17 protein-coding genes are annotated in these 17,773 nt (G+C 73.5%); 12 read left to right on the forward strand and 5 right to left on the reverse strand.

What is annotated here, in order from left to right; translation table 11 throughout:
• Window positions 1-82: 82 nt before the first annotated feature.
• Entirely contained in the window at window positions 83-1,102 is a 1,020-nt protein-coding gene (locus tag ACLIYP_RS16015; protein WP_412713809.1) for a hypothetical protein, read from the reverse strand.
• A gap of 231 nt (window positions 1,103-1,333) precedes the next feature.
• On the opposite strand from ACLIYP_RS16015, the gene purN reads away from it, so the two are divergent.
• A complete protein-coding gene (gene purN, locus ACLIYP_RS16020; RefSeq protein ID WP_412713810.1) occupies window positions 1,334-1,987 on the forward strand; it encodes a phosphoribosylglycinamide formyltransferase in 654 nt (217 codons plus the stop codon).
• Window positions 1,980-3,566 carry a bifunctional phosphoribosylaminoimidazolecarboxamide formyltransferase/IMP cyclohydrolase gene (purH, locus tag ACLIYP_RS16025; RefSeq protein WP_412713811.1) on the forward strand — a complete coding sequence of 529 codons (1,587 nt, stop codon included), beginning with the start codon at window positions 1,980-1,982 and terminating at the stop codon, window positions 3,564-3,566. Before purN ends, purH begins: the two co-directional genes overlap by 8 nt.
• Before the next feature lie 71 nt (window positions 3,567-3,637).
• On the opposite strand, the gene ACLIYP_RS16030 is transcribed toward purH, so the two are convergent.
• Both ACLIYP_RS16030 and ACLIYP_RS16035 read right to left on the reverse strand, forming a co-directional pair.
• A complete protein-coding gene (locus ACLIYP_RS16030) occupies window positions 3,638-4,210 on the reverse strand; it encodes a hypothetical protein (protein ID WP_412713812.1) in 573 nt (190 codons plus the stop codon).
• A 119-nt stretch (window positions 4,211-4,329) separates the two neighbouring features.
• The gene (locus ACLIYP_RS16035) at window positions 4,330-5,073 is read right to left on the reverse strand and encodes an RDD family protein (RefSeq protein ID WP_412713813.1); all 744 of its coding nucleotides are present in this window, start codon (window positions 5,071-5,073) and stop codon (window positions 4,330-4,332) included.
• A 358-nt stretch (window positions 5,074-5,431) separates the two neighbouring features.
• On the opposite strand from ACLIYP_RS16035, the gene ACLIYP_RS16040 reads away from it, so the two are divergent.
• The 8 genes from ACLIYP_RS16040 to ACLIYP_RS16075 all read left to right on the forward strand — a co-directional run bounded on the left by ACLIYP_RS16040 (window position 5,432) and on the right by ACLIYP_RS16075 (window position 15,972).
• Window positions 5,432-6,304, forward strand: coding sequence for a bifunctional methylenetetrahydrofolate dehydrogenase/methenyltetrahydrofolate cyclohydrolase (locus tag ACLIYP_RS16040; RefSeq protein ID WP_412713814.1), 873 nt, complete (start codon window positions 5,432-5,434; stop codon window positions 6,302-6,304).
• Window positions 6,294-6,800 carry a DUF3017 domain-containing protein gene (locus tag ACLIYP_RS16045; RefSeq protein ID WP_412713815.1) on the forward strand — a complete coding sequence of 169 codons (507 nt, stop codon included), beginning with the start codon at window positions 6,294-6,296 and terminating at the stop codon, window positions 6,798-6,800. Before ACLIYP_RS16040 ends, ACLIYP_RS16045 begins: the two co-directional genes overlap by 11 nt.
• 295 nt (window positions 6,801-7,095) lie before the next feature.
• On the forward strand, window positions 7,096-8,085 hold the full coding sequence (locus ACLIYP_RS16050; RefSeq protein WP_412713816.1) for a malate dehydrogenase: 990 nt from the start codon (window positions 7,096-7,098) through the stop codon (window positions 8,083-8,085).
• A gap of 357 nt (window positions 8,086-8,442) precedes the next feature.
• Window positions 8,443-9,927: an aldehyde dehydrogenase family protein gene (locus tag ACLIYP_RS16055; protein WP_412713837.1), complete on the forward strand. Its 1,485-nt coding sequence runs from the start codon at window positions 8,443-8,445 to the stop codon at window positions 9,925-9,927.
• A gap of 85 nt (window positions 9,928-10,012) precedes the next feature.
• The gene (locus ACLIYP_RS16060) at window positions 10,013-11,614 is read left to right on the forward strand and encodes a GMC family oxidoreductase (protein ID WP_412713817.1); all 1,602 of its coding nucleotides are present in this window, start codon (window positions 10,013-10,015) and stop codon (window positions 11,612-11,614) included.
• Window positions 11,615-11,661: 47 nt separating this feature from the next.
• The gene (locus ACLIYP_RS16065; protein WP_412713838.1) at window positions 11,662-12,768 is read left to right on the forward strand and encodes a quaternary amine ABC transporter ATP-binding protein; all 1,107 of its coding nucleotides are present in this window, start codon (window positions 11,662-11,664) and stop codon (window positions 12,766-12,768) included.
• Window positions 12,765-14,930, forward strand: coding sequence for an ABC transporter permease subunit (locus ACLIYP_RS16070; protein WP_412713818.1), 2,166 nt, complete (start codon window positions 12,765-12,767; stop codon window positions 14,928-14,930). The genes ACLIYP_RS16065 and ACLIYP_RS16070 overlap by 4 nt, the downstream gene beginning before the upstream one ends.
• Before the next feature lie 76 nt (window positions 14,931-15,006).
• The gene (locus tag ACLIYP_RS16075; RefSeq protein ID WP_412713819.1) at window positions 15,007-15,972 is read left to right on the forward strand and encodes an ABC transporter substrate-binding protein; all 966 of its coding nucleotides are present in this window, start codon (window positions 15,007-15,009) and stop codon (window positions 15,970-15,972) included.
• A gap of 102 nt (window positions 15,973-16,074) precedes the next feature.
• Here the strand turns inward: ACLIYP_RS16075 and ACLIYP_RS16080 are convergent, their stop codons facing one another.
• Window positions 16,075-16,311 (reverse strand): GntR family transcriptional regulator, encoded by a 237-nt coding sequence (locus ACLIYP_RS16080; RefSeq protein ID WP_410536940.1) that lies wholly within the window; start codon window positions 16,309-16,311, stop codon window positions 16,075-16,077.
• Between the two features lie 4 nt (window positions 16,312-16,315).
• Entirely contained in the window at window positions 16,316-16,567 is a 252-nt protein-coding gene (locus ACLIYP_RS16085; protein WP_093851134.1) for a GntR family transcriptional regulator, read from the reverse strand.
• A 169-nt stretch (window positions 16,568-16,736) separates the two neighbouring features.
• On the opposite strand from ACLIYP_RS16085, the gene ACLIYP_RS16090 reads away from it, so the two are divergent.
• Window positions 16,737-17,144, forward strand: coding sequence for a hypothetical protein (locus ACLIYP_RS16090; RefSeq protein ID WP_412713820.1), 408 nt, complete (start codon window positions 16,737-16,739; stop codon window positions 17,142-17,144).
• A complete protein-coding gene (locus ACLIYP_RS16095; protein ID WP_412713821.1) occupies window positions 17,141-17,632 on the forward strand; it encodes a hypothetical protein in 492 nt (163 codons plus the stop codon). Before ACLIYP_RS16090 ends, ACLIYP_RS16095 begins: the two co-directional genes overlap by 4 nt.
• Window positions 17,633-17,773: the final 141 nt, after the last annotated feature.

Below are 17,773 nucleotides of genomic sequence, written 5' to 3' on the forward strand. Positions count from 1 at the left end.
GCTGCGCCCGGCCCGCGGGCGCTGACGTGTGCCGGCCGCGAGGCCCCCGGCGGCCCCGCGGCCGTGGCGGCCGCTCCCGGCCTCACTCCTGCCCGGGGTCGCCGAACAGCGGGCGCAGTTCCTCGGGCAGATGCCGTTCGCACGCCTCGCGGGAGGAGGTGGTCAGGGCGTCCTCGACGCAGACGAAGTAGTCGCGGTAGACGAGCTGGACGGTGAACTGCGCCGCGATGACCACCAGCGCGAGGATCCCCGTGACCAGCCCGGTCACCGCCGCCGCCAGCTGAGGCCGGCCCGAGCGGCCGGCCTCCGGGCCGGAGGGCGCGGGCGCCGGGCCCGCGCCGGGCCCGGGCGCGGTGGAGCGGTCGGTGCCGGCCACGTCCTCGGGCCTGGCGGCCGCCCGGCCGGTCTCCGTGCCGGTGCCGGTACCCCCGCCCGTACCGCCGCCCGCGCCGGAGCCGGTGCCCGGCTTGCCGCGGATGGCGCCGATGCCCCAGTACACGGCCAGCGCGCCCAGCGGCACCGCCAGCCAGGGGAAGCCGAAGAAGGAGAAGATCAGTCCCCAGCCGCCGACGACCAGGGCGTACCGGGCCCGGCGCTGGACCGGGTCGGTCGGGTCCCAGCGCATGCCGCCGGGCCCGCCGCCCTGTCCGCCGCCCTGTTCCGGACGGCCGCCGCTGCCGAAGCCGCCGCTCTGGCGGCCCGGCTGGCGGCTGCTCCACCGGCTGCCCCAGTCGGGCGGGGAGCCCTCCGGCCGGTCGCCGTTCCCGTCGCCCCGCGGCGAGTCCGGCGAGTCGGAGGAGCCTGAGGAGCCCGAGGAGCCTGAGGAGTCCGAGGAGCCGGAGGAGTCGGACCCCTGGGGCCCGCGCGGACGCCAGGGCTGCTCGGGGCGGCCCTCGGGCGGCGCGGCGAAGGGGTTGTCGTCCCCCCGGTCGCGGGAGATCCGGCCGGGGGAGATCCGGCCGGGGGAGAGGGACGGACCGAGGAGAGGCGGACCGGAGGGGGACGGGCCGGAGGGGGGCCGCCACCGGAGCGGGCCCGGGGCGGTAACGGTCGGGATCCCGGTCGAGGTCTCAGGGGCCGCGCGGCGTCGTCGGTCCGTCATGTGCTCTGTGTCTTCCCCTAGATGTCGTCCCGGCCCCGGGCCGTTCGCCGATGTGTGGCCCAGACGCTACCGGGCGGCCGTCCCCCCGTCCCGAGGGGGCTGTCCGGTGTGCCGGTATCGTTGCTGACGGTCGGCCGCTTCGTAGGGTTCCCCGGATTCGTCCGCCCCATGGATTCGTACGACCGTACAAAGCCGCACCGTCCCATCGAGAGATCCGAGAAGAGCCTCGTCGTGGCTTCCGCTTCCCGTTCCTTCGCCGCCCACTCCCCTGCCCGCGTCGTGGTGCTCGTATCGGGTTCGGGCACGAACCTCCAGGCCCTCATCGACGCCATCGCCGAGGAGCGGCCGGACGCCTTCGGCGCCGAGATCGTCGCCGTCGGGGCCGACCGCGACGGCATCGCGGGACTGGAGCGCGCCGAGCGCGCCGGGCTCCCCACCTTCGTCTGCCGGGTGCGCGACCACGCCGGCCGGGACGCCTGGGACCGCGCGCTGGCCGAGGCGGTGGCGGCGTACGAGCCCGACCTGGTGGTCTCCGCGGGCTTCATGAAGATCGTGGGCAAGGAGTTCCTCGCCCGGTTCGGCGGGCGTTTCGTCAACACCCACCCCGCCCTGCTCCCCAGCTTTCCCGGCGCCCACGGCGTGCGCGACGCGCTCGCGTACGGCGTGAAGGTCACCGGGTGCACCGTCCACTTCGTCGACGACGGCGTCGACACCGGCCCGATCATCGCCCAGGGCGTGGTCGAGGTGCGGGAGGAGGACGACGAATCCACGCTCCACGAGCGGATCAAGGAAGTCGAGCGGCGGCTGCTCGTCGACACGGTGCGACGCATCGCCCGCCACGGCTACCGCATCGAGGCAAGAAAGGTCATTCTCGGTCATGACTGAAGGCTCCGAGACCACCGAGACCACCGAGGCCACCAGGCGGCCCGTCCGCCGCGCGCTGGTCAGCGTCTACGACAAGACGGGCCTGGAGGAGCTGGCCCGCGGCCTGGACGCGGCGGGCGTCAAGCTCGTCTCCACCGGCTCGACGGCCGCGCGGATCGCCGCCGCGGGCGTGGAGGTCACCCGGGTCGAGGAGCTGACCGGCTTCCCCGAGTGCCTGGACGGCCGGGTGAAGACCCTCCACCCGCGCGTGCACGCCGGCATCCTGGCCGACCTGCGCCTGGAGGACCACCGCCGGCAGCTCGACGAGCTGGACGTGGAGCCCTTCGACCTCGTCGTCGTCAACCTCTACCCCTTCCGGGAGACCGTCGCCTCCGGCGCGTCCCCGGACGAGTGCGTGGAGCAGATCGACATCGGCGGCCCCTCGATGGTCCGCGCCGCCGCCAAGAACCACCCGTCCGTGGCCGTCGTGGTCAACCCCGGCCGCTACGGCGAGGTGCTGGAGGCCGTCGCCGGCGGCGGCTTCGACCTCGCCGCCCGCCGCCGCCTGGCCGCCGAGGCGTTCGCGCACACCGCGGCCTACGACGTGGCCGTCGCCTCCTGGTTCGCGAGCGACTACGCCCCGGCCGACGACTCCGGCTTCCCCGAGTTCCTCGGCACCGCCTACCGGCGCTCGAACGTGCTGCGCTACGGCGAGAACCCGCACCAGGCCGCCGCCCTCTACAGCGACGGCACCGGCGGCCTGGCCGGTGCCGAGCAGCTGCACGGCAAGGAGATGTCCTACAACAACTACACGGACACCGAGGCCGCGCGCCGGGCCGCCCACGACCACACCGAGCCGTGCGTGGCGATCATCAAGCACGCCAACCCCTGCGGCATCGCCGTCGGCGCGGACGTGGCCGAGGCCCACCGCAAGGCCCACGCCTGCGATCCGCTGTCCGCCTTCGGCGGCGTGATCGCGGTCAACCGCCCGGTCTCCGTCGCCATGGCCGAGCAGGTCGCCGAGATCTTCACCGAGGTCATCGTGGCCCCGGACTACGAGGACGGCGCGGTGGAGGTGCTGGCCCGCAAGAAGAACATCCGCGTGCTGCGCTGCCCCGAGGCCCCGGCCGCCCGCCTGGAGCACAAGCCGGTCGACGGCGGTGCGCTGCTGCAGGTCGCCGACCGCCTCCAGGCCGACGGCGACGACCCCGCCGCCTGGACGCTCGCCACCGGCGAGGCGCTGGGGGAGGCGGAGCTGGCCGAGCTGGCCTTCGCCTGGCGCGCCTGCCGGGCGGTGAAGTCCAACGCGATCCTGCTGGCCAGGGACGGCGCCACCGTCGGCGTCGGCATGGGCCAGGTCAACCGGGTGGACTCCGCCAGGCTCGCCGTCCAGCGCGCCGGCGAGGAGCGGGCGCGCGGCTCCTACGCGGCCTCCGACGCCTTCTTCCCCTTCCCCGACGGCTTCCAGGTCCTGGCGGACGCGGGCGTGCGGGCCGTCGTCCAGCCCGGCGGCTCGGTCCGCGACGAGCAGGTGGTCGAGGCCGCGAAGGCGGCGGGTGTGACGATGTACCTCACGGGCACCCGGCACTTCTTCCACTGAGGTGGACGCACGTCAGGCCGCGCCCCGGCGGGGGCGCGGCCTGCGGTGCGTACGGGCCGCCGTACCGGTCCTCAGGTCCGCGGGCGGTTGAACCAGGCCGCCGACTCGGCGGAGGACAGCAGCACGATGCAGACGATGCCGAGCACCAGCCACAGCAGCCCGAGCGGCAGCGTGGCCAGGCCGATCAGCACCAGGACGGCCGACCAGACGACACCCGCGATCCGCAGTCCGTTGCCGCCCTGCGGGAACCTCACGGCCAGCACGATGCCGGCGATCGCGTGCAGCAGGAAGAAGACGAACATCGCGTAGTAGATGCCGGTGCTCACGCCCAGGTCGCCGTAGGTCTCCTCCAGGTCGTCCTCGGCCGCGGCGAAGGTGATGATCGCCAGCAGTGAGAAGAGGGCCTGGAGCCCGCCGGCGATGAAGAAGATCATCCGGGACGAGCCGACCTTGCGCGGCATCGCCCCGGGCGGTCCGCCGGGGGAGCCCATCGGGCCGGGCGGCGGGGCCAGCGGATGCTCCTCGGCGCCGCCGAAGGGGCCGTAGTGCCCGGCCGGCGGACCGCCCGGCTGCCCTCCGGGAGGCTGGTCGTACGGGTTCTTCCGGTAGGGGTCGTTCGGGGTGTTCGGGTCGGAGCTGCTCATGGCGTTCTCCTCCGGGCGGTCGGTGCGGCGGCCGGGAAGGGCCACGCCGCGGTCTCCCGCGGTGCGGCCCCCGTACCCGCCTCCGGGTGCGACGTTCCGCTGGCTTCCCGCGGGCCGCGTTACTTCTTGATGACCACAGTGCCCGCTGCCCGGTCGTGCCATCCCTGCAACTTGCCGCTGTTGTCGAAGAACGGCGACAGGTAGACCAGCGTCTGGCCGATGCCGCACACGAGCAGGCCGACCTGGGGGACGATGTAGCGGATGAAGCCGCCGCCGACTCCCGGGACCTGCCCGTCGGCCTCCTTGACGACCTTCAGCCCGAGCGCCGCCTTGCCGAAGGTGGCCCCCCTGAGGCCGACCATCAGCCACTCGTAGACCAGGGTCAGCACCGAGATCAGCAGGACCATCGTGAACAGGGCGGACATCATCGCGGTGATACCGCTGGCCGCGTCCGCGAGGTTCTGGTCGACACACGCGTCGTAGCCCGGGTCCATGTAGCTGCCGCAGTCCTCGACCCCCGAGGAGGCGGTCGAGGACAGGCCGATCGCGCTTCCCAGGCCGGCGAAGACGATGACCGAGTAGACCGCGCCGATGATCAGACCGTCGATCAGCCGGGCGAGGAAGCGCTGCCCCATCGTCGCGATCCGTACGGTGCCCAGGTGGGCGATGCTGATGTAGCCGTTGTTGGCCTGGACGGTGCCGGGCGGCGGGGGGTACGCCCCGCCGGGCTGCTGCTGCGGGTAGCCGTAGCCGGGCTGCGGCGGCACACCCTGCTGCGGGTAGCCGTAGCCGGGGCCGGGCTGCGGAGGCTGCTGGCCGTAGGGGCCCTGCGGCTGGCCGCCGGGCTGCTGCGGGTAGCTCATGAGCGTCTTCCTTACGAGCGGACGGGCCGGGGCCGAGGGGATGTCCAGGGGGACGTCCGGAGGAACACCGCGGCGCCCCCGCAGCTCCGCTGCGTGAGGAACGGGTCGTACATGAGCGTGCCTCCCCCGTGCGCCGCACCCGTCGGCCCCCCGCGGGCACGGCACCCGCGACCATGCTGGTGGGCAGGGATGATGCTGTCCAGACAAGGCAGGGGACTGTGGCGAATCCGCAACGCCCGCCTCCGCCGCACCGGGGAACGAGGACTTCCGTGACACTCCCGTCGCTCTCCGTGCCGGAGGTGCCGCACGGTGCGGACGCGATTGGAGACCGGGCCTGCGTATCCGGGAGGATGGCCCCATGACCGCCCAGATTCTCGACGGCAAGGCCACCGCAGCCGCGATCAAGACCGAACTCGCCGCCCGCGTAGAAGCCCTGAGGGCACGCGGCATCCAGCCCGGCCTGGGCACGCTCCTGGTCGGCGACGACGTCGGCAGCCAGAAGTACGTCGCGGGCAAGCACCGCGACTGCGCCCAGGTGGGCATCGCCTCCATCCAGCGCGAGCTGCCCGGCACCGCCTCCCAGGAGGACATCGAGGCGGTCGTCCGCGAACTCAACGAGGACCCGGCCTGCACCGGCTACATCGTGCAGCTCCCGCTGCCGCGCGGGATCGACACCAACCGCGTCCTGGAGCTGATGGACCCGGCCAAGGACGCCGACGGGCTCCACCCGACGAACCTCGGCCGCCTGGTGCTCAACGAGCGGGCCCCGCTGCCGTGCACCCCCAACGGCATCGTCGAGCTGCTGCGCCGCCACAAGGTGGAGATCGACGGGGCGGACGTGGCCGTCGTCGGCCGCGGCATCACCGTCGGCCGCTCCATCGGGCTGCTGCTCACCCGCCGTTCGGAGAACGCCACGGTGACCCTGTGCCACACCGGCACCCGGGACCTGGGCGAGCACCTGCGCCGGGCGGACATCGTGGTGGCGGCGGCCGGCGCGGCGCATCTGGTCCGTCCCGAGCACATCAGGCCGGGCGCGGCCGTGCTGGACGTGGGCGTCAGCCGGGACGCGGTGACGGGGAAGATCGCCGGCGATGTGCACCCGGACGTCGCGGAGGTCGCCGGGTGGCTCTCGCCGAACCCGGGCGGCGTCGGCCCGATGACGCGGGCGATGCTGCTGGCCAACGTGGTGGAGGCGGCGGAGCGCGCCGCGGGTGCGGACCGTGTCGGCTGAGACGGGGACGGGGGCGGGGAAGGCCGGGAGGGCGGAAGAGGCCGAAGGGCCCGTGGGGGCCGAAGGAGCCGGGGGGAGCGGGCAGGCCGGTGAGGCCGCCGGCGCCGGCCGGCGCCCGTCCCGGCGGTTCCCGCTGATCACCCGTGACACCGCCCGCCCCGAGGGGGGCGGGCGGGCGGCCCCCGGGGACGCCCCCGCGCCCGCGCGGCAGTGGCCGCTGCTGTGCGTGCTGATCGGGACGGCCGCCGGCCTGCTGGTGACGCTCGGCCACTTCCGCGCGGGCCTGCTGACCGTCGGCCTGTCCGTGCTCGCCGGGGCCGTGCTGCGCTGGGCGGTGCCGTCGGTGGGGATGCTCGCGGTGCGCTCCCGCTTCACGGACGTGGTGACGTACGGAGTGCTGGGCACCGCCATCGTGCTGCTGGCGCTGATGGCGCAGCCCGATCCCGTGCTGGAGATCCCCTTCCTGGAGGACGTCGTCCACTTCACGATCCGCTGACCGGGCCGGAACCGCCGCCGAGGCCGGAACCGCCGCCGGGGCCGACGCGGGCGCGGGCCCCCGAACCCGGCGGATCCGGCCGATCCCGGACGGCATGACGCCGGAAATCCGGGGCATGCGGGATGCCGTACCCCCCCCCACGGGTGCGGTACGTCCCCCCGCAGCCGCCCGCCGCTCCCCCCTCCGGCGGGCGGCTGCCCCCGAGGTGGGGCCGTCGGATAGCCTGACGCCGGGTCTCTTGACGTAGAGATACGTTGGAGACCCAGCCGCCACTGTCAGGTAAACGGAGACCGCCATGACCCGCACTCCCGTCAATGTCACCGTCACCGGCGCCGCCGGCCAGATCGGCTACGCGCTGCTGTTCCGCATCGCCTCCGGCCAGCTGCTGGGCCCGGACGTGCCGGTCGCGCTGCGCCTCCTGGAGATCCCGCAGGGTCTCAAGGCCGCCGAGGGCACCGCGATGGAGCTGGACGACTGCGCCTTCCCGCTGCTTCGCGGCATCGAGATCACCGACGACCCGAACAGGGCGTTCGACGGCGCCAACGTCGCCCTCCTGGTCGGCGCCCGCCCGCGCACCAAGGGCATGGAGCGCGGCGACCTGCTGGAGGCCAACGGCGGGATCTTCAAGCCGCAGGGCAAGGCCATCAACGACCACGCCGCGGACGACATCAAGGTCCTGGTCGTGGGCAACCCGGCCAACACCAACGCCCTGATCGCCCAGGCCGCCGCCCCGGACGTACCGGCCGAGCGCTTCACCGCCATGACCCGCCTGGACCACAACCGGGCCCTGTCGCAGCTCGCGAAGAAGACCGGCACCCCGGTGTCGGAGATCCGCCGCCTCACCATCTGGGGCAACCACTCGGCCACCCAGTACCCGGACGTCTTCCACGCCGAGGTCGCGGGCAAGAACGCCGCCGAGGCCGTGAACGACGAGAAGTGGCTGGCCGAGGACTTCATCCCGACCGTCGCCAAGCGCGGTGCCGCCATCATCGAGGCCCGCGGCGCCTCCTCGGCCGCCTCCGCCGCCAACGCCGCCATCGACCACGTCCACACCTGGGTCAACGGCACCCCGGAGGGCGACTGGACCTCCATGGGCATCCCCTCGGACGGCTCCTACGGCGTCCCCGAGGGCCTGATCTCCTCCTTCCCGGTCACCTGCTCCGGCGGGAAGTACGAGATCGTCCAGGGCCTGGAGATCAACGAGTTCTCGCGTGCGCGCATCGACGCCTCCGTCAAGGAGCTGGAGGAGGAGCGCGAGGCCGTCCGCGGTCTCGGCCTCATCTGATCCGGCATCCCCGGACCCGCGCCGATCCCGCTCCGGACCCGCTCCGGAGCGCCTGCGCACACAAGGCCCCCGGCTCCTGCGAGCCGGGGGCCTTCGGCGTTCCGGCGCCGGGCTGCTCCCCGTACCCGCCCGGGTGCTTCATGTAGTGCCCGCAATGTCCTCCATATCCCGCCATCCCCTTAAATCCGTTTACATAGATCCCAAGTGATCATGGTTTCCTGTGTGAAGCACGCCACTTGCCATGGATTAAAAGAATGAATTCCTCGGTATGGGGCATGGGACCGGGTCGCTCGGCCCGCCGGGCGGCAACAGCACCATGCGAGGAAGGCAGTACGGAACGTGTCGGCAATCGAGACCATGCACATCGACGGGGAGTGGCGCCCCTCCCTCTCCGGAAGAACCAGGGAGGTCCTCGACCCCGCCGACGCGACGGTGCTCGCGGTCGTCTCCGAGGGCGGCGCCGAGGATGCCGACGCCGCCGTCGAGGCCGCCCGCCGCGCCTTCGACACCGGCGTGTGGCCCCGCACCCCCGTCGCCGAGCGGGCGGCGCTGCTGCGGCGCACCGCCGACCTCCTCCAGCGGGACCGCGAACAGCTCGCGCTCACCGAGTCCATGGACACCGGCAAGACCATCGAGGAGGGCCGCATCGACGTCGACGACGTCACCGCCGCCTTCCGCTACTTCGCCGACCAGGCCGTGGGCACCTCCGGCGGGCGCGTGGTGGACGCGGGCAGCCCGGACGTGCACAGCGTCGTCGTCCACGAGCCGGTCGGCGTCTGCGCGCTGATCACCCCCTGGAACTACCCGCTGCTCCAGGCGAGCTGGAAGATCGCACCGGCTCTGGCGGCGGGCAACACCTTCGTCGTCAAGCCCAGCGAGATCACCCCGCTGTCCACCGTCCACCTGATACGGCTGCTGACCGAGGCCGGCCTGCCCGCGGGCGTGGCGGGCCTGGTCACCGGCGCGGGCGACCCGGTCGGCGCCCGCCTGTCGGAGCACCCCGGCGTGGACCTCGTCTCCTTCACCGGCGGCCTGGCCAGCGGCACCAAGGTGGCCGCCGCCGCGGCCGCCACGGTCAAGAAGGTCGCCCTGGAACTGGGCGGCAAGAACCCCAACGTCGTCTTCGCCGACGCCTGCGCCACCGAGGAGGGCTTCGACACCGCCGTCGACCAGGCCCTCAACGCCGCCTTCGTCCACAGCGGCCAGGTCTGCTCGGCCGGTGGGCGCCTCATCCTGGAGGAGTCCGTCCACGACCGCTTCGTCACCGAACTCGTCCGCCGCGCACGCCGCATCCGGCTCGGCCGGGGCACCGAGCCCGGCGTCGAGTGCGGCCCGCTCGTCTCCCAGCAACAGCTCGACAGGACCGAGGAGTACGTCGCCTCCGCGGTCGCCGAGGGGGCCGTCGTGCGCTGCGGCGGAGAGCGCCCGAAGCCCTCCGACACCCTCCCGGCCACCGGCTACTTCTACCCGCCGACCGTCCTGGACCGCTGCGACCGCACGATGCGCGTGGTGCGCGAGGAGGTCTTCGGCCCGGTCCTGACGGTGGAGACCTTCCGCACCGAGGACGAGGCCGTGGCCCTGGCCAACGACACCGAGTACGGCCTGGCCGGCGCCGTCTTCTCCGCCGACACCGCCCGCGCCCGCCGGATCGCCGCCCGGCTGCGCCACGGCACCGTGTGGATCAACGACTACCACCCCTACCTGCCGCAGGCGGAGTGGGGAGGCTTCGGCCGCTCCGGCGTGGGACGCGAACTCGGCCCCTCCGGGCTGGACGAGTACCGCGAGACCAAGCACGTCTACGAGAACCTGCGCCCCGCGCCGGTGCGCTGGTTCGCCGGCTGACCCCGCACGCGCCCGGGCGCCCCCGCGCGCACCCACCCACTCCCGCGCACCCCCGACGCGACACCCCTGTAGGAGCACCACCTTCATGCCCAGCAAGACCACCTACGACTACGTGGTGATCGGCGGCGGTACGGCCGGCTCGGTGATCGCCTCCCGGCTCGCCGAGGACCCCGGCACCACCGTCGCCCTCATCGAGGGAGGCCCCTCCGACGCCGACCGCCCCGACGTACTGACCCTGCGCCGCTGGCTCGGCCTGCTCGGCGGCGACCTCGACTACGACTACCCCACCACCGAGCAGCCACGCGGCAACTCCCACATCCGGCACAGCCGCGCGCGGGTGCTCGGCGGCTGCTCCTCGCACAACACCCTGATCTCCTTCAAGCCGCTGCCCTCGGACTGGCAGGAGTGGGAGGACGCCGGGGCGAGCGGCTGGAACGCCATCGCGATGGAGCCCTACTACCACCGGCTGCGCAACAACATCGTCGCCGTGGACGAGAAGGACCGCAACGCCATCGCCCGCGACTTCGTCGACGCCGCCCGGGCGGCCCTCGGCGTACCGCGCGTGGAGGGCTTCAACGCCAGGCCGTTCACCGAGGGCGTCGGCTTCTTCGACCTCGCCTACCACCCGGAGACCAACAAGCGCTCCTCCGCCTCCGTCGCCTACCTCCACCCCCACATGGAGGCCGGCGACCGGCCCAACCTGGAGCTGTGGCTGGAGACCTGGGCGTACCGCCTGGAGTTCGGCGGGGACGACGGCCGCCGCGTCACCGGCGTCCGCGTCCGCACCGCCGACGGCGAGGAGACGCTGGTGAGCGCCGGGCGCGAGGTCGTGCTGTGCGCGGGCGCCGTGGACACCCCGCGGCTGCTGCTGCACTCCGGTGTCGGACCGGCCGCCGACCTGGAGGCCCTGGGCATCCCGGTCGTCCACGACCTGCCGGGCGTCGGCGAGAACCTGCTGGACCACCCCGAGTCGGTCATCGTCTGGGAGACCGACGGCCCCATCCCCGAGAACTCGGCGATGGACTCCGACGCGGGCCTGTTCGTCCGCCGGGACCCGGACTCGCCCGGCCCCGACCTGATGTTCCACTTCTACCAGATCCCCTTCACCGACAACCCCGAGCGGCTGGGCTACGAACGCCCCGCCCACGGCGTGTCGATGACCCCCAACATCCCCAAGCCCCGCAGCCGCGGCCGGCTCTACCTCACCAGCGCCGACCCCTCGGTCAAACCGGCCCTGGACTTCCGCTACTTCACCGACGCCGAGGACTACGACGCCCGCACCCTCGTCGACGGCATCCGCATCGCCCGCGAGATAGCCGGGACCGCGCCGCTGGACTCCTGGCTCAGGCGGGAGGTCTGCCCCGGCCCGGACATCACGTCCGACGAGGAGCTGAGCGAGTACGCCCGCAAGGTCGCCCACACCGTCTACCACCCCGCCGGCACCTGCCGGATGGGCGCGGCCGACGACGAACTGGCCGTCGTCGACCCGCGGTTGCGCATCCGCGGCCTGGACGGCGTCCGCATCGCCGACGCCTCGGTCTTCCCCGCCATCCCCGCCGTCAACCCCATGATCGGCGTGCTGATGGTCGGTGAGAAGGCCGCCGACCTGCTCCGCGACGACCGCGACGGCCGCGACGAGTCCCACGACGAGCCCGACGACACCACGACACCGGGAGGTGCCGCGTGACCGCAGCCCCAGCCACTCCCTCCGGAGCCTTCTCAGCACCGGACGCAGTGACGCCGGAGACCGACGACCCGGTGTTCTCCGTCCGGAACCTGTGGAAGGTCTTCGGCCCCAAGGCCGACCGCGTCCCCGGCGACACCTCCCTGACCGGGCTGTCCGCCGCCGAGGTGCGCGAGCGCACCGGCTGCACCGCCGCCGTCCGCGACGTCTCCTTCGACGTCGCCCGCGGCGAGGTCTTCGTCGTCATGGGCCTGTCCGGCTCCGGCAAGTCCACCCTGGTGCGCTGCCTGACCCGGCTGATCGAGCCCACCGCCGGCACCCTCCACATCGACGGCGAGGACGTCCTGGCCATGGACCGGTCCCGGCTGCGGGAACTGCGCCGCACCCGCGCCGCCATGGTCTTCCAGCACTTCGGCCTGCTGCCGCACCGCACCGTCGTCGACAACGTCGCCTACGGCCTGGAGATCCAGGGCGTGGGCAGGGCCGAACGCCGCGCCCGCGCCGCCGAGATGATCGAGAAGGTCGGCCTGGCCGGACTCGGGGAGCGCCGCCCCGGCCAGCTCTCCGGCGGCCAGCAGCAGCGCGTCGGCCTGGCTCGCGCACTCGCCGTCGACCCCGAAGTCCTGCTGTTCGACGAGCCGTTCAGCGCGCTGGACCCGCTGATCCGCCGCGACATGCAGGAGGAGGTCATCCGCCTGCACCGCGAGGAGGGCCGCACGATGGTCTTCATCACCCACGACCTGGCCGAGGCGCTGCGCATCGGCGACCGCATCGCGCTGATGCGCGACGGCGGGATCGTCCAGCTCGGCACCCCCGAGGAGATCGTCGCCGCCCCGGCTGACGACTACGTGCGCGACTTCGTCCGCGACGTGCCGCGCGAGCAGGTCATCTCGGTGCGCCGCGCGATGCGCCCGGCGCTCGCCGGCGAGGCGGACACCGGTGTCGCCCTCGCCCCCGGCACGGTGGTCGCCGAGGCCGTCGAGGCCGTGGCGCGCAGCGGCGGGCACGTCCGCGTGGTGGAGGACGGCCGCACCCTCGGCATCGTCGACCACGCCCGGCTGCTGGCCGTCGTCGCCGGCCTGGACCCGGACGCCGCCGGACCGGCCCCCGGCGCCGCCGACTCCCATACCACCGGCGGGGAGGTGGCCGCCGTATGACGACCGCCACCCCCGCCCCCTCCGCCCCGACCCCGGAACCGGGGAAGCCGGAGAACCAGCACGAGACCGGGAAGGCCGGGAAGACCGGGAAGACCGGAAAGGTCGGCACGCAGAAGGAGCCCGGGAAGCCCGGGGAGCCCGGGAGGACGGCCTCCACCGCCCCCGGATCCGGCCCGGACCGCGATGGACCCCCGGGCCGCCCCGGCGCCCTGCGCCGCCTGGCCGCCCGCGCCCCCGGCCGGTCGGCCGCCCGCAGACTGCTCGTCCTCGCCCTCCTCGCCCTCGTGGCGGTCCCCGCCGCAGCCTCGGCGTGGGGCAGCGGAGGCTGGCCGGACGCCCTTACCCACGACGTCCGCACGCCGCTGGACGAACTGGACGCCTGGCTGGTCGACAACCGCGAGTCGCACTGGCTGTTCCTGTACTTCCTGCTGCACATCAGCAACAACGCCGTCTCCGCCGTCGACGGCGTCCTCGCCCTCCTCGAAGGACTCGGCTGGACGGGCGTGACGGCCGCCGCCACCGTCCTCGCCTGGCTGGCGGGCGGCGCGGACCCCGGCCGCCGCGCCCTGCGCACCGCCGCGACCGCCCTGGGCACCTTCGCCGTGATCGGCCTGCTGGACCTGTGGGCGCCCGCCATGGAGACCCTGGCGCTGATGGTCGTCGCCGTCGCCGCCGCCGCGCTGATCGGCGCAGCGCTCGGCCTGGCCGCCGGGCTCTCCGACCGCTGCGAGCGGCTGCTGCGCCCGGTGTTCGACACCATGCAGGTGATGCCGGCGTTCGCCTACCTGCTGCCGTTCGTGCTCCTCTTCGGCATCGGCACGCCCTCGGCCCTGATCGCCACCGTCATCTACGCGGCACCGCCCATGGCCCGCCTCACCTCGCTCGGCCTGCGCGGCGCCGACCCGGCCGCGCTGGAGGCGTCCGCCTCGCTGGGCGCGAACGCCTGGCAGCGGCTGGTCACGGCCCGGCTGCCGCTGGCCCGCGGGCAGATGCTGCTCGGCCTGAACCAGACCATCATGATGTGCCTGTCGATGGTCGTCCTCGCCTCGGTCATCGGCGCGGGCGGCCTGGGCGACGAGGTCTTCACCGCCCTGTCGCGGGTGGACGTCGGCCAGGCGCTCGGCCCCGGCATCGCCATCGTGCTCATCGCGATCTGGCTGGACCGCACCACCGCCGCCGCAGGCGCGCGCCTGGACGACGCCTCCGCCCCCGCGAGCCGCAGGCGCACCTGGTCGGTACGGGCCGCCGCCGCGGCGTTCGTCGCCGCGGTCTCCGCGGCCGGCTCGGCCGCCCTGGGCCGGGAGTGGCCCGAGCAGTGGACCGTGAGCATCTCCGGCCCGGTCAACACCGCCGTCGGCTGGATCACCGAGAACCTCGGCTCGGGCATCCCCCTGATCGGCGGCACCGCCACCTGGTCGGAGAACTTCGCCCGCTGGGTGCTCAACCCGCTGCGCGACGGACTCCAGGGCGCCCCCTGGTGGCTGCTGCTCCTGGCCGCCGCCGCCCTCGCCCTGCTGACGGGCACCTGGCGCACCGCCCTGACCGCCGTGGCCGCGCTGGCGGCGATCGGCGCGATGGGCCTGTGGCCCACCTCGCTCAACACCCTCTCCCAGGTGCTCGCCGCACTGGTGGTCACCCTGCTGCTGGGCGTCGCGATCGGCGTCCTGGCCGCCCGGGTGTCCTGGGTGGACCGGGCCATCCGGCCGGTGCTCGACGTGATGCAGACGATGCCGCAGTTCATCTACCTCATCCCGGTGGTGGCGCTGTTCAACGTCGGCCGCACCGCCGCGATCATCGCCGCGGTGGTCTACGCGCTGCCCGCGGTCGTCCGCATCACCGCCCAGGGCATCCGGGAGACCGACCCGGGCGCGCTGGAGGCCGCCCGCTCCATGGGCGCCTCCACCGGCCAGCAACTGCGCCACGTCCAGCTCCCACTGGCCCGGCCCGCCCTGCTGCTGGCCGTCAACCAGGGGGTCGTCCTCGTCCTGGCCATCGTCGTCATCGGCGGCCTGGTGGGCGGCGGCGCGCTCGGCTACGGCGTCGTCTACGGCCTGCAGAAGAGCGAACTGGGCATCGGCCTGACCGCCGGCGCGGCGATCGTCTGCCTCGGCGTGCTCCTGGACCGCATCACCCAGCCCGCCGCCTCCCGCGACCGGCGCTGACCTGAGGCCCCCGACACCCCACCCCCCCCCACACACACAGACGTACAAGTACGCACCACAGGAAGAGAGATCCGGCATGAACACCGGCAAGAACAGCAGACGGATACGCACCACCCTGGCCGCCGGCTCGGCCGTCCTCGGCATGGCCGCGCTCAGCGCCTGCGGCGCCGCCGACACCTCCGCCTCCGCCGCCGGCGGCGACACCGTCACCATCGCCGTCCCCTCCTGGGTCGGCGCCGAGGCCAACGCGGCCGTCGCCAAGCACGTCCTGGAGGAGGAGCTGGGCGTCAAGGTCAAGCTCCAGCAGATGGACGAGCCGGTCGCCTGGGACGCGCTCGACAGCGGCAAGGTCGACGCGATCCTGGAGGACTGGGGCGGCGTCCCCAAGAAGGAGAAGCGCTACATCGAGGAGCGCAAGACGGTCGTGGAGGCCGGCGACCTCGGGGTGACCGGCCACATCGGCTGGTTCGTGCCCAAGTACTTCGCGGACGAGAACCCCGACGTCACCGACTGGAAGAACCTCGACAAGTACGCCGACGAGCTGAAGACCACCGAGAGCGGCGGCAAGGGCCAGCTCCTGGAGGGCTCGCCGTCGTACACCACCAACGACGACGCGATCATCAAGAACCTCGACCTGGACCTCAAGACGGTCTACGCGGGCAGCGAGGCCGCCCAGATCACCCAGATCAAGAAGTACGTCAAGGAGAAGAAGCCCTTCCTGACGTACTGGTGGACGCCGCAGTGGCTGAACGCCGAGATCGACTTCGTCGAGGTGAAGCTGCCGGAGTACACCGAGGGCTGCGACGCCGACCCCGAGAAGGTCGCCTGCGCCTACCCCGAGACCCCGCTGCAGAAGTACCTCAACGCCGACTTCGCGAAGGACGGCGGTGACGCCGCGCAGTTCCTGAAGAACTTCAACTGGTCGACCGAGCAGCAGAACCAGGTCGCCAAGTGGATCGCCGGGGACGGCATGTCCTCGGAGGACGCGGCGGCCAAGTGGGCCGAGGAGAACAAGTCCACCTGGGAGAAGTGGCTCCCGTAAGGACCGGCCCCGCGAGGGGCGGCCCCGTACGGCCACGGGCCCGGAACGCGCACGCGTTCCGGGCCCGGCGCGTCCTCTCCGGGGGAGCGCCCGCCGACGGCCCTACTCCTTGGGCTCGGCCACGAAGCTGCCGAGCCCCGGCACGGTGTACGTGGCGCCCTCCGCGCGCAGCCGGCTGAGCACCTTCTGCGCGGTGGCCTGTGCGATGCCGAACTCGGCCTGCAACTGGATCACCGAAGGCACGCGGGTGCGCGGCGGGTAGGTGCCGTCGGCGATCCGCTGTCGGATCACGTCGGCCACCTGCATCCACCGGGGTACGTCGGAGGCGAAGTCGATCAAGGGGTCAGCCGTCTGAGGTCTTGGGCTCGGGCACGACGTAGGAACCCTTGCCGGGCACTGTGTAGACGAGCTCGCGCTCCCGCAGTTCGCGCATGGCGCGGCGCGCGGTCATCTGGGCGATCCCGTACTCCTCGGAGAGGCGGGCCGGGGTCGGGATCATCCGGTCCGGCGCGTACTCACCGCTCGCGATCTTCGCTTCGATCACATCCGCCAGTTGCATGTACAGCGGGCGTCCCGACTCCGGATCAAGGCTCATGCCTTGAAGCTAGCTAGTCATACAACAGTTCGCATGGCTAGCTCTATCTACATCGTGATACATCTAGATGCATCACGGTGTGATTTGCTTCACGCCGGAACGGAAAGACCCCCGCGACCGCTGGAACCGGTCCGGGGGCGTGGCCACCAACTACACAGGAGTTGACGACGTGCGCGACCTTATCGCGAGTGCCCTCGGACGGGCACGCCGTCCCGTCCTCGCAACGCTGCTCGCCCGGCTGCTTCCGGCCGGTGGCCGGCACCGCAGGACCCCCGTCCCGGCCCCGGCGCCCCCGCGCCGGACCGGCTCCGCCCGGCCCGCGCCGACCGGCGCGAGGGCCGTCGGCCGGATCCCGGCGCCGCGCTCGCCGTACAGCCGCGAGCAGGTCCGGCCACTGGACGGGGCGGACTCGGCGCTGGTGCGGCCGTACTGGGCGGCCCACGAGCGGGCAGCTCACGAGCGGGCAGTTCACGAGCGGGCGACGCGGCGACGGCGGCGGGTGCTGTGGCTGGCGACGATGGGGCTGGACCTGGACACCCGGAACATCCACGCGGCGGCCGGGGGTGCTCGGTGGTGAACGAGGCGGAGTACCGCTCCCCGTCCTGTGTGATCGGCCGGCACGGGCACTGCGCCGACGGCGAACCGCGCGACAGCGGTGTCCCCGGCGTCCGCCACCTGGTGTGCGCCTGCCCGTGCCACCCCGCGCCGGAGGCGCGGGAGTCCGCCGCCGCGCCCCCGCCCGGCGCCGGGCACTGGTACCGGCTGTGCTGGACCGTACGGCCGGAGCGGGACCCGCACCGGTTCCTGCCGCGCGTGCTCCACGGCGTACTGCTCGGGCAGGACGTGCCCGCGATGCTGCGCGGGATGCGCGGCTGCCTGGCCCCGCCGGCCTTCCACGACCCGGCCCGCGTCCGGGCCGAGGCGGACACCGGGCGCGGCTGGACGTACGAGACCGCCGCCCTCACCGCCCACGCCCGCCGCATCGCCGAACCGGCCCGACCCGCCGAACCCGCCGACCACACAGCCCTGTTCGGCTGCCCGGACCGGAGGGGGTGCCGGACGTGATGTCCCACCGCACGCGCCGCGGGCGCCTGGAGTCGTGCACCTGGACCACCATCCTGGTGGCCGTCTCCACCGTGGCCGTGGTCCTCCTCGTCCAGGCCGCCCACCGCGGCTGACCCGTACGACCCGGCGTCACGTCCACCG

Origin of the sequence: Streptomyces nanhaiensis (genome assembly GCF_046614825.1) — a bacterium.
GTDB classification, from domain to species: domain Bacteria; phylum Actinomycetota; class Actinomycetes; order Streptomycetales; family Streptomycetaceae; genus Streptomyces; species Streptomyces radiopugnans.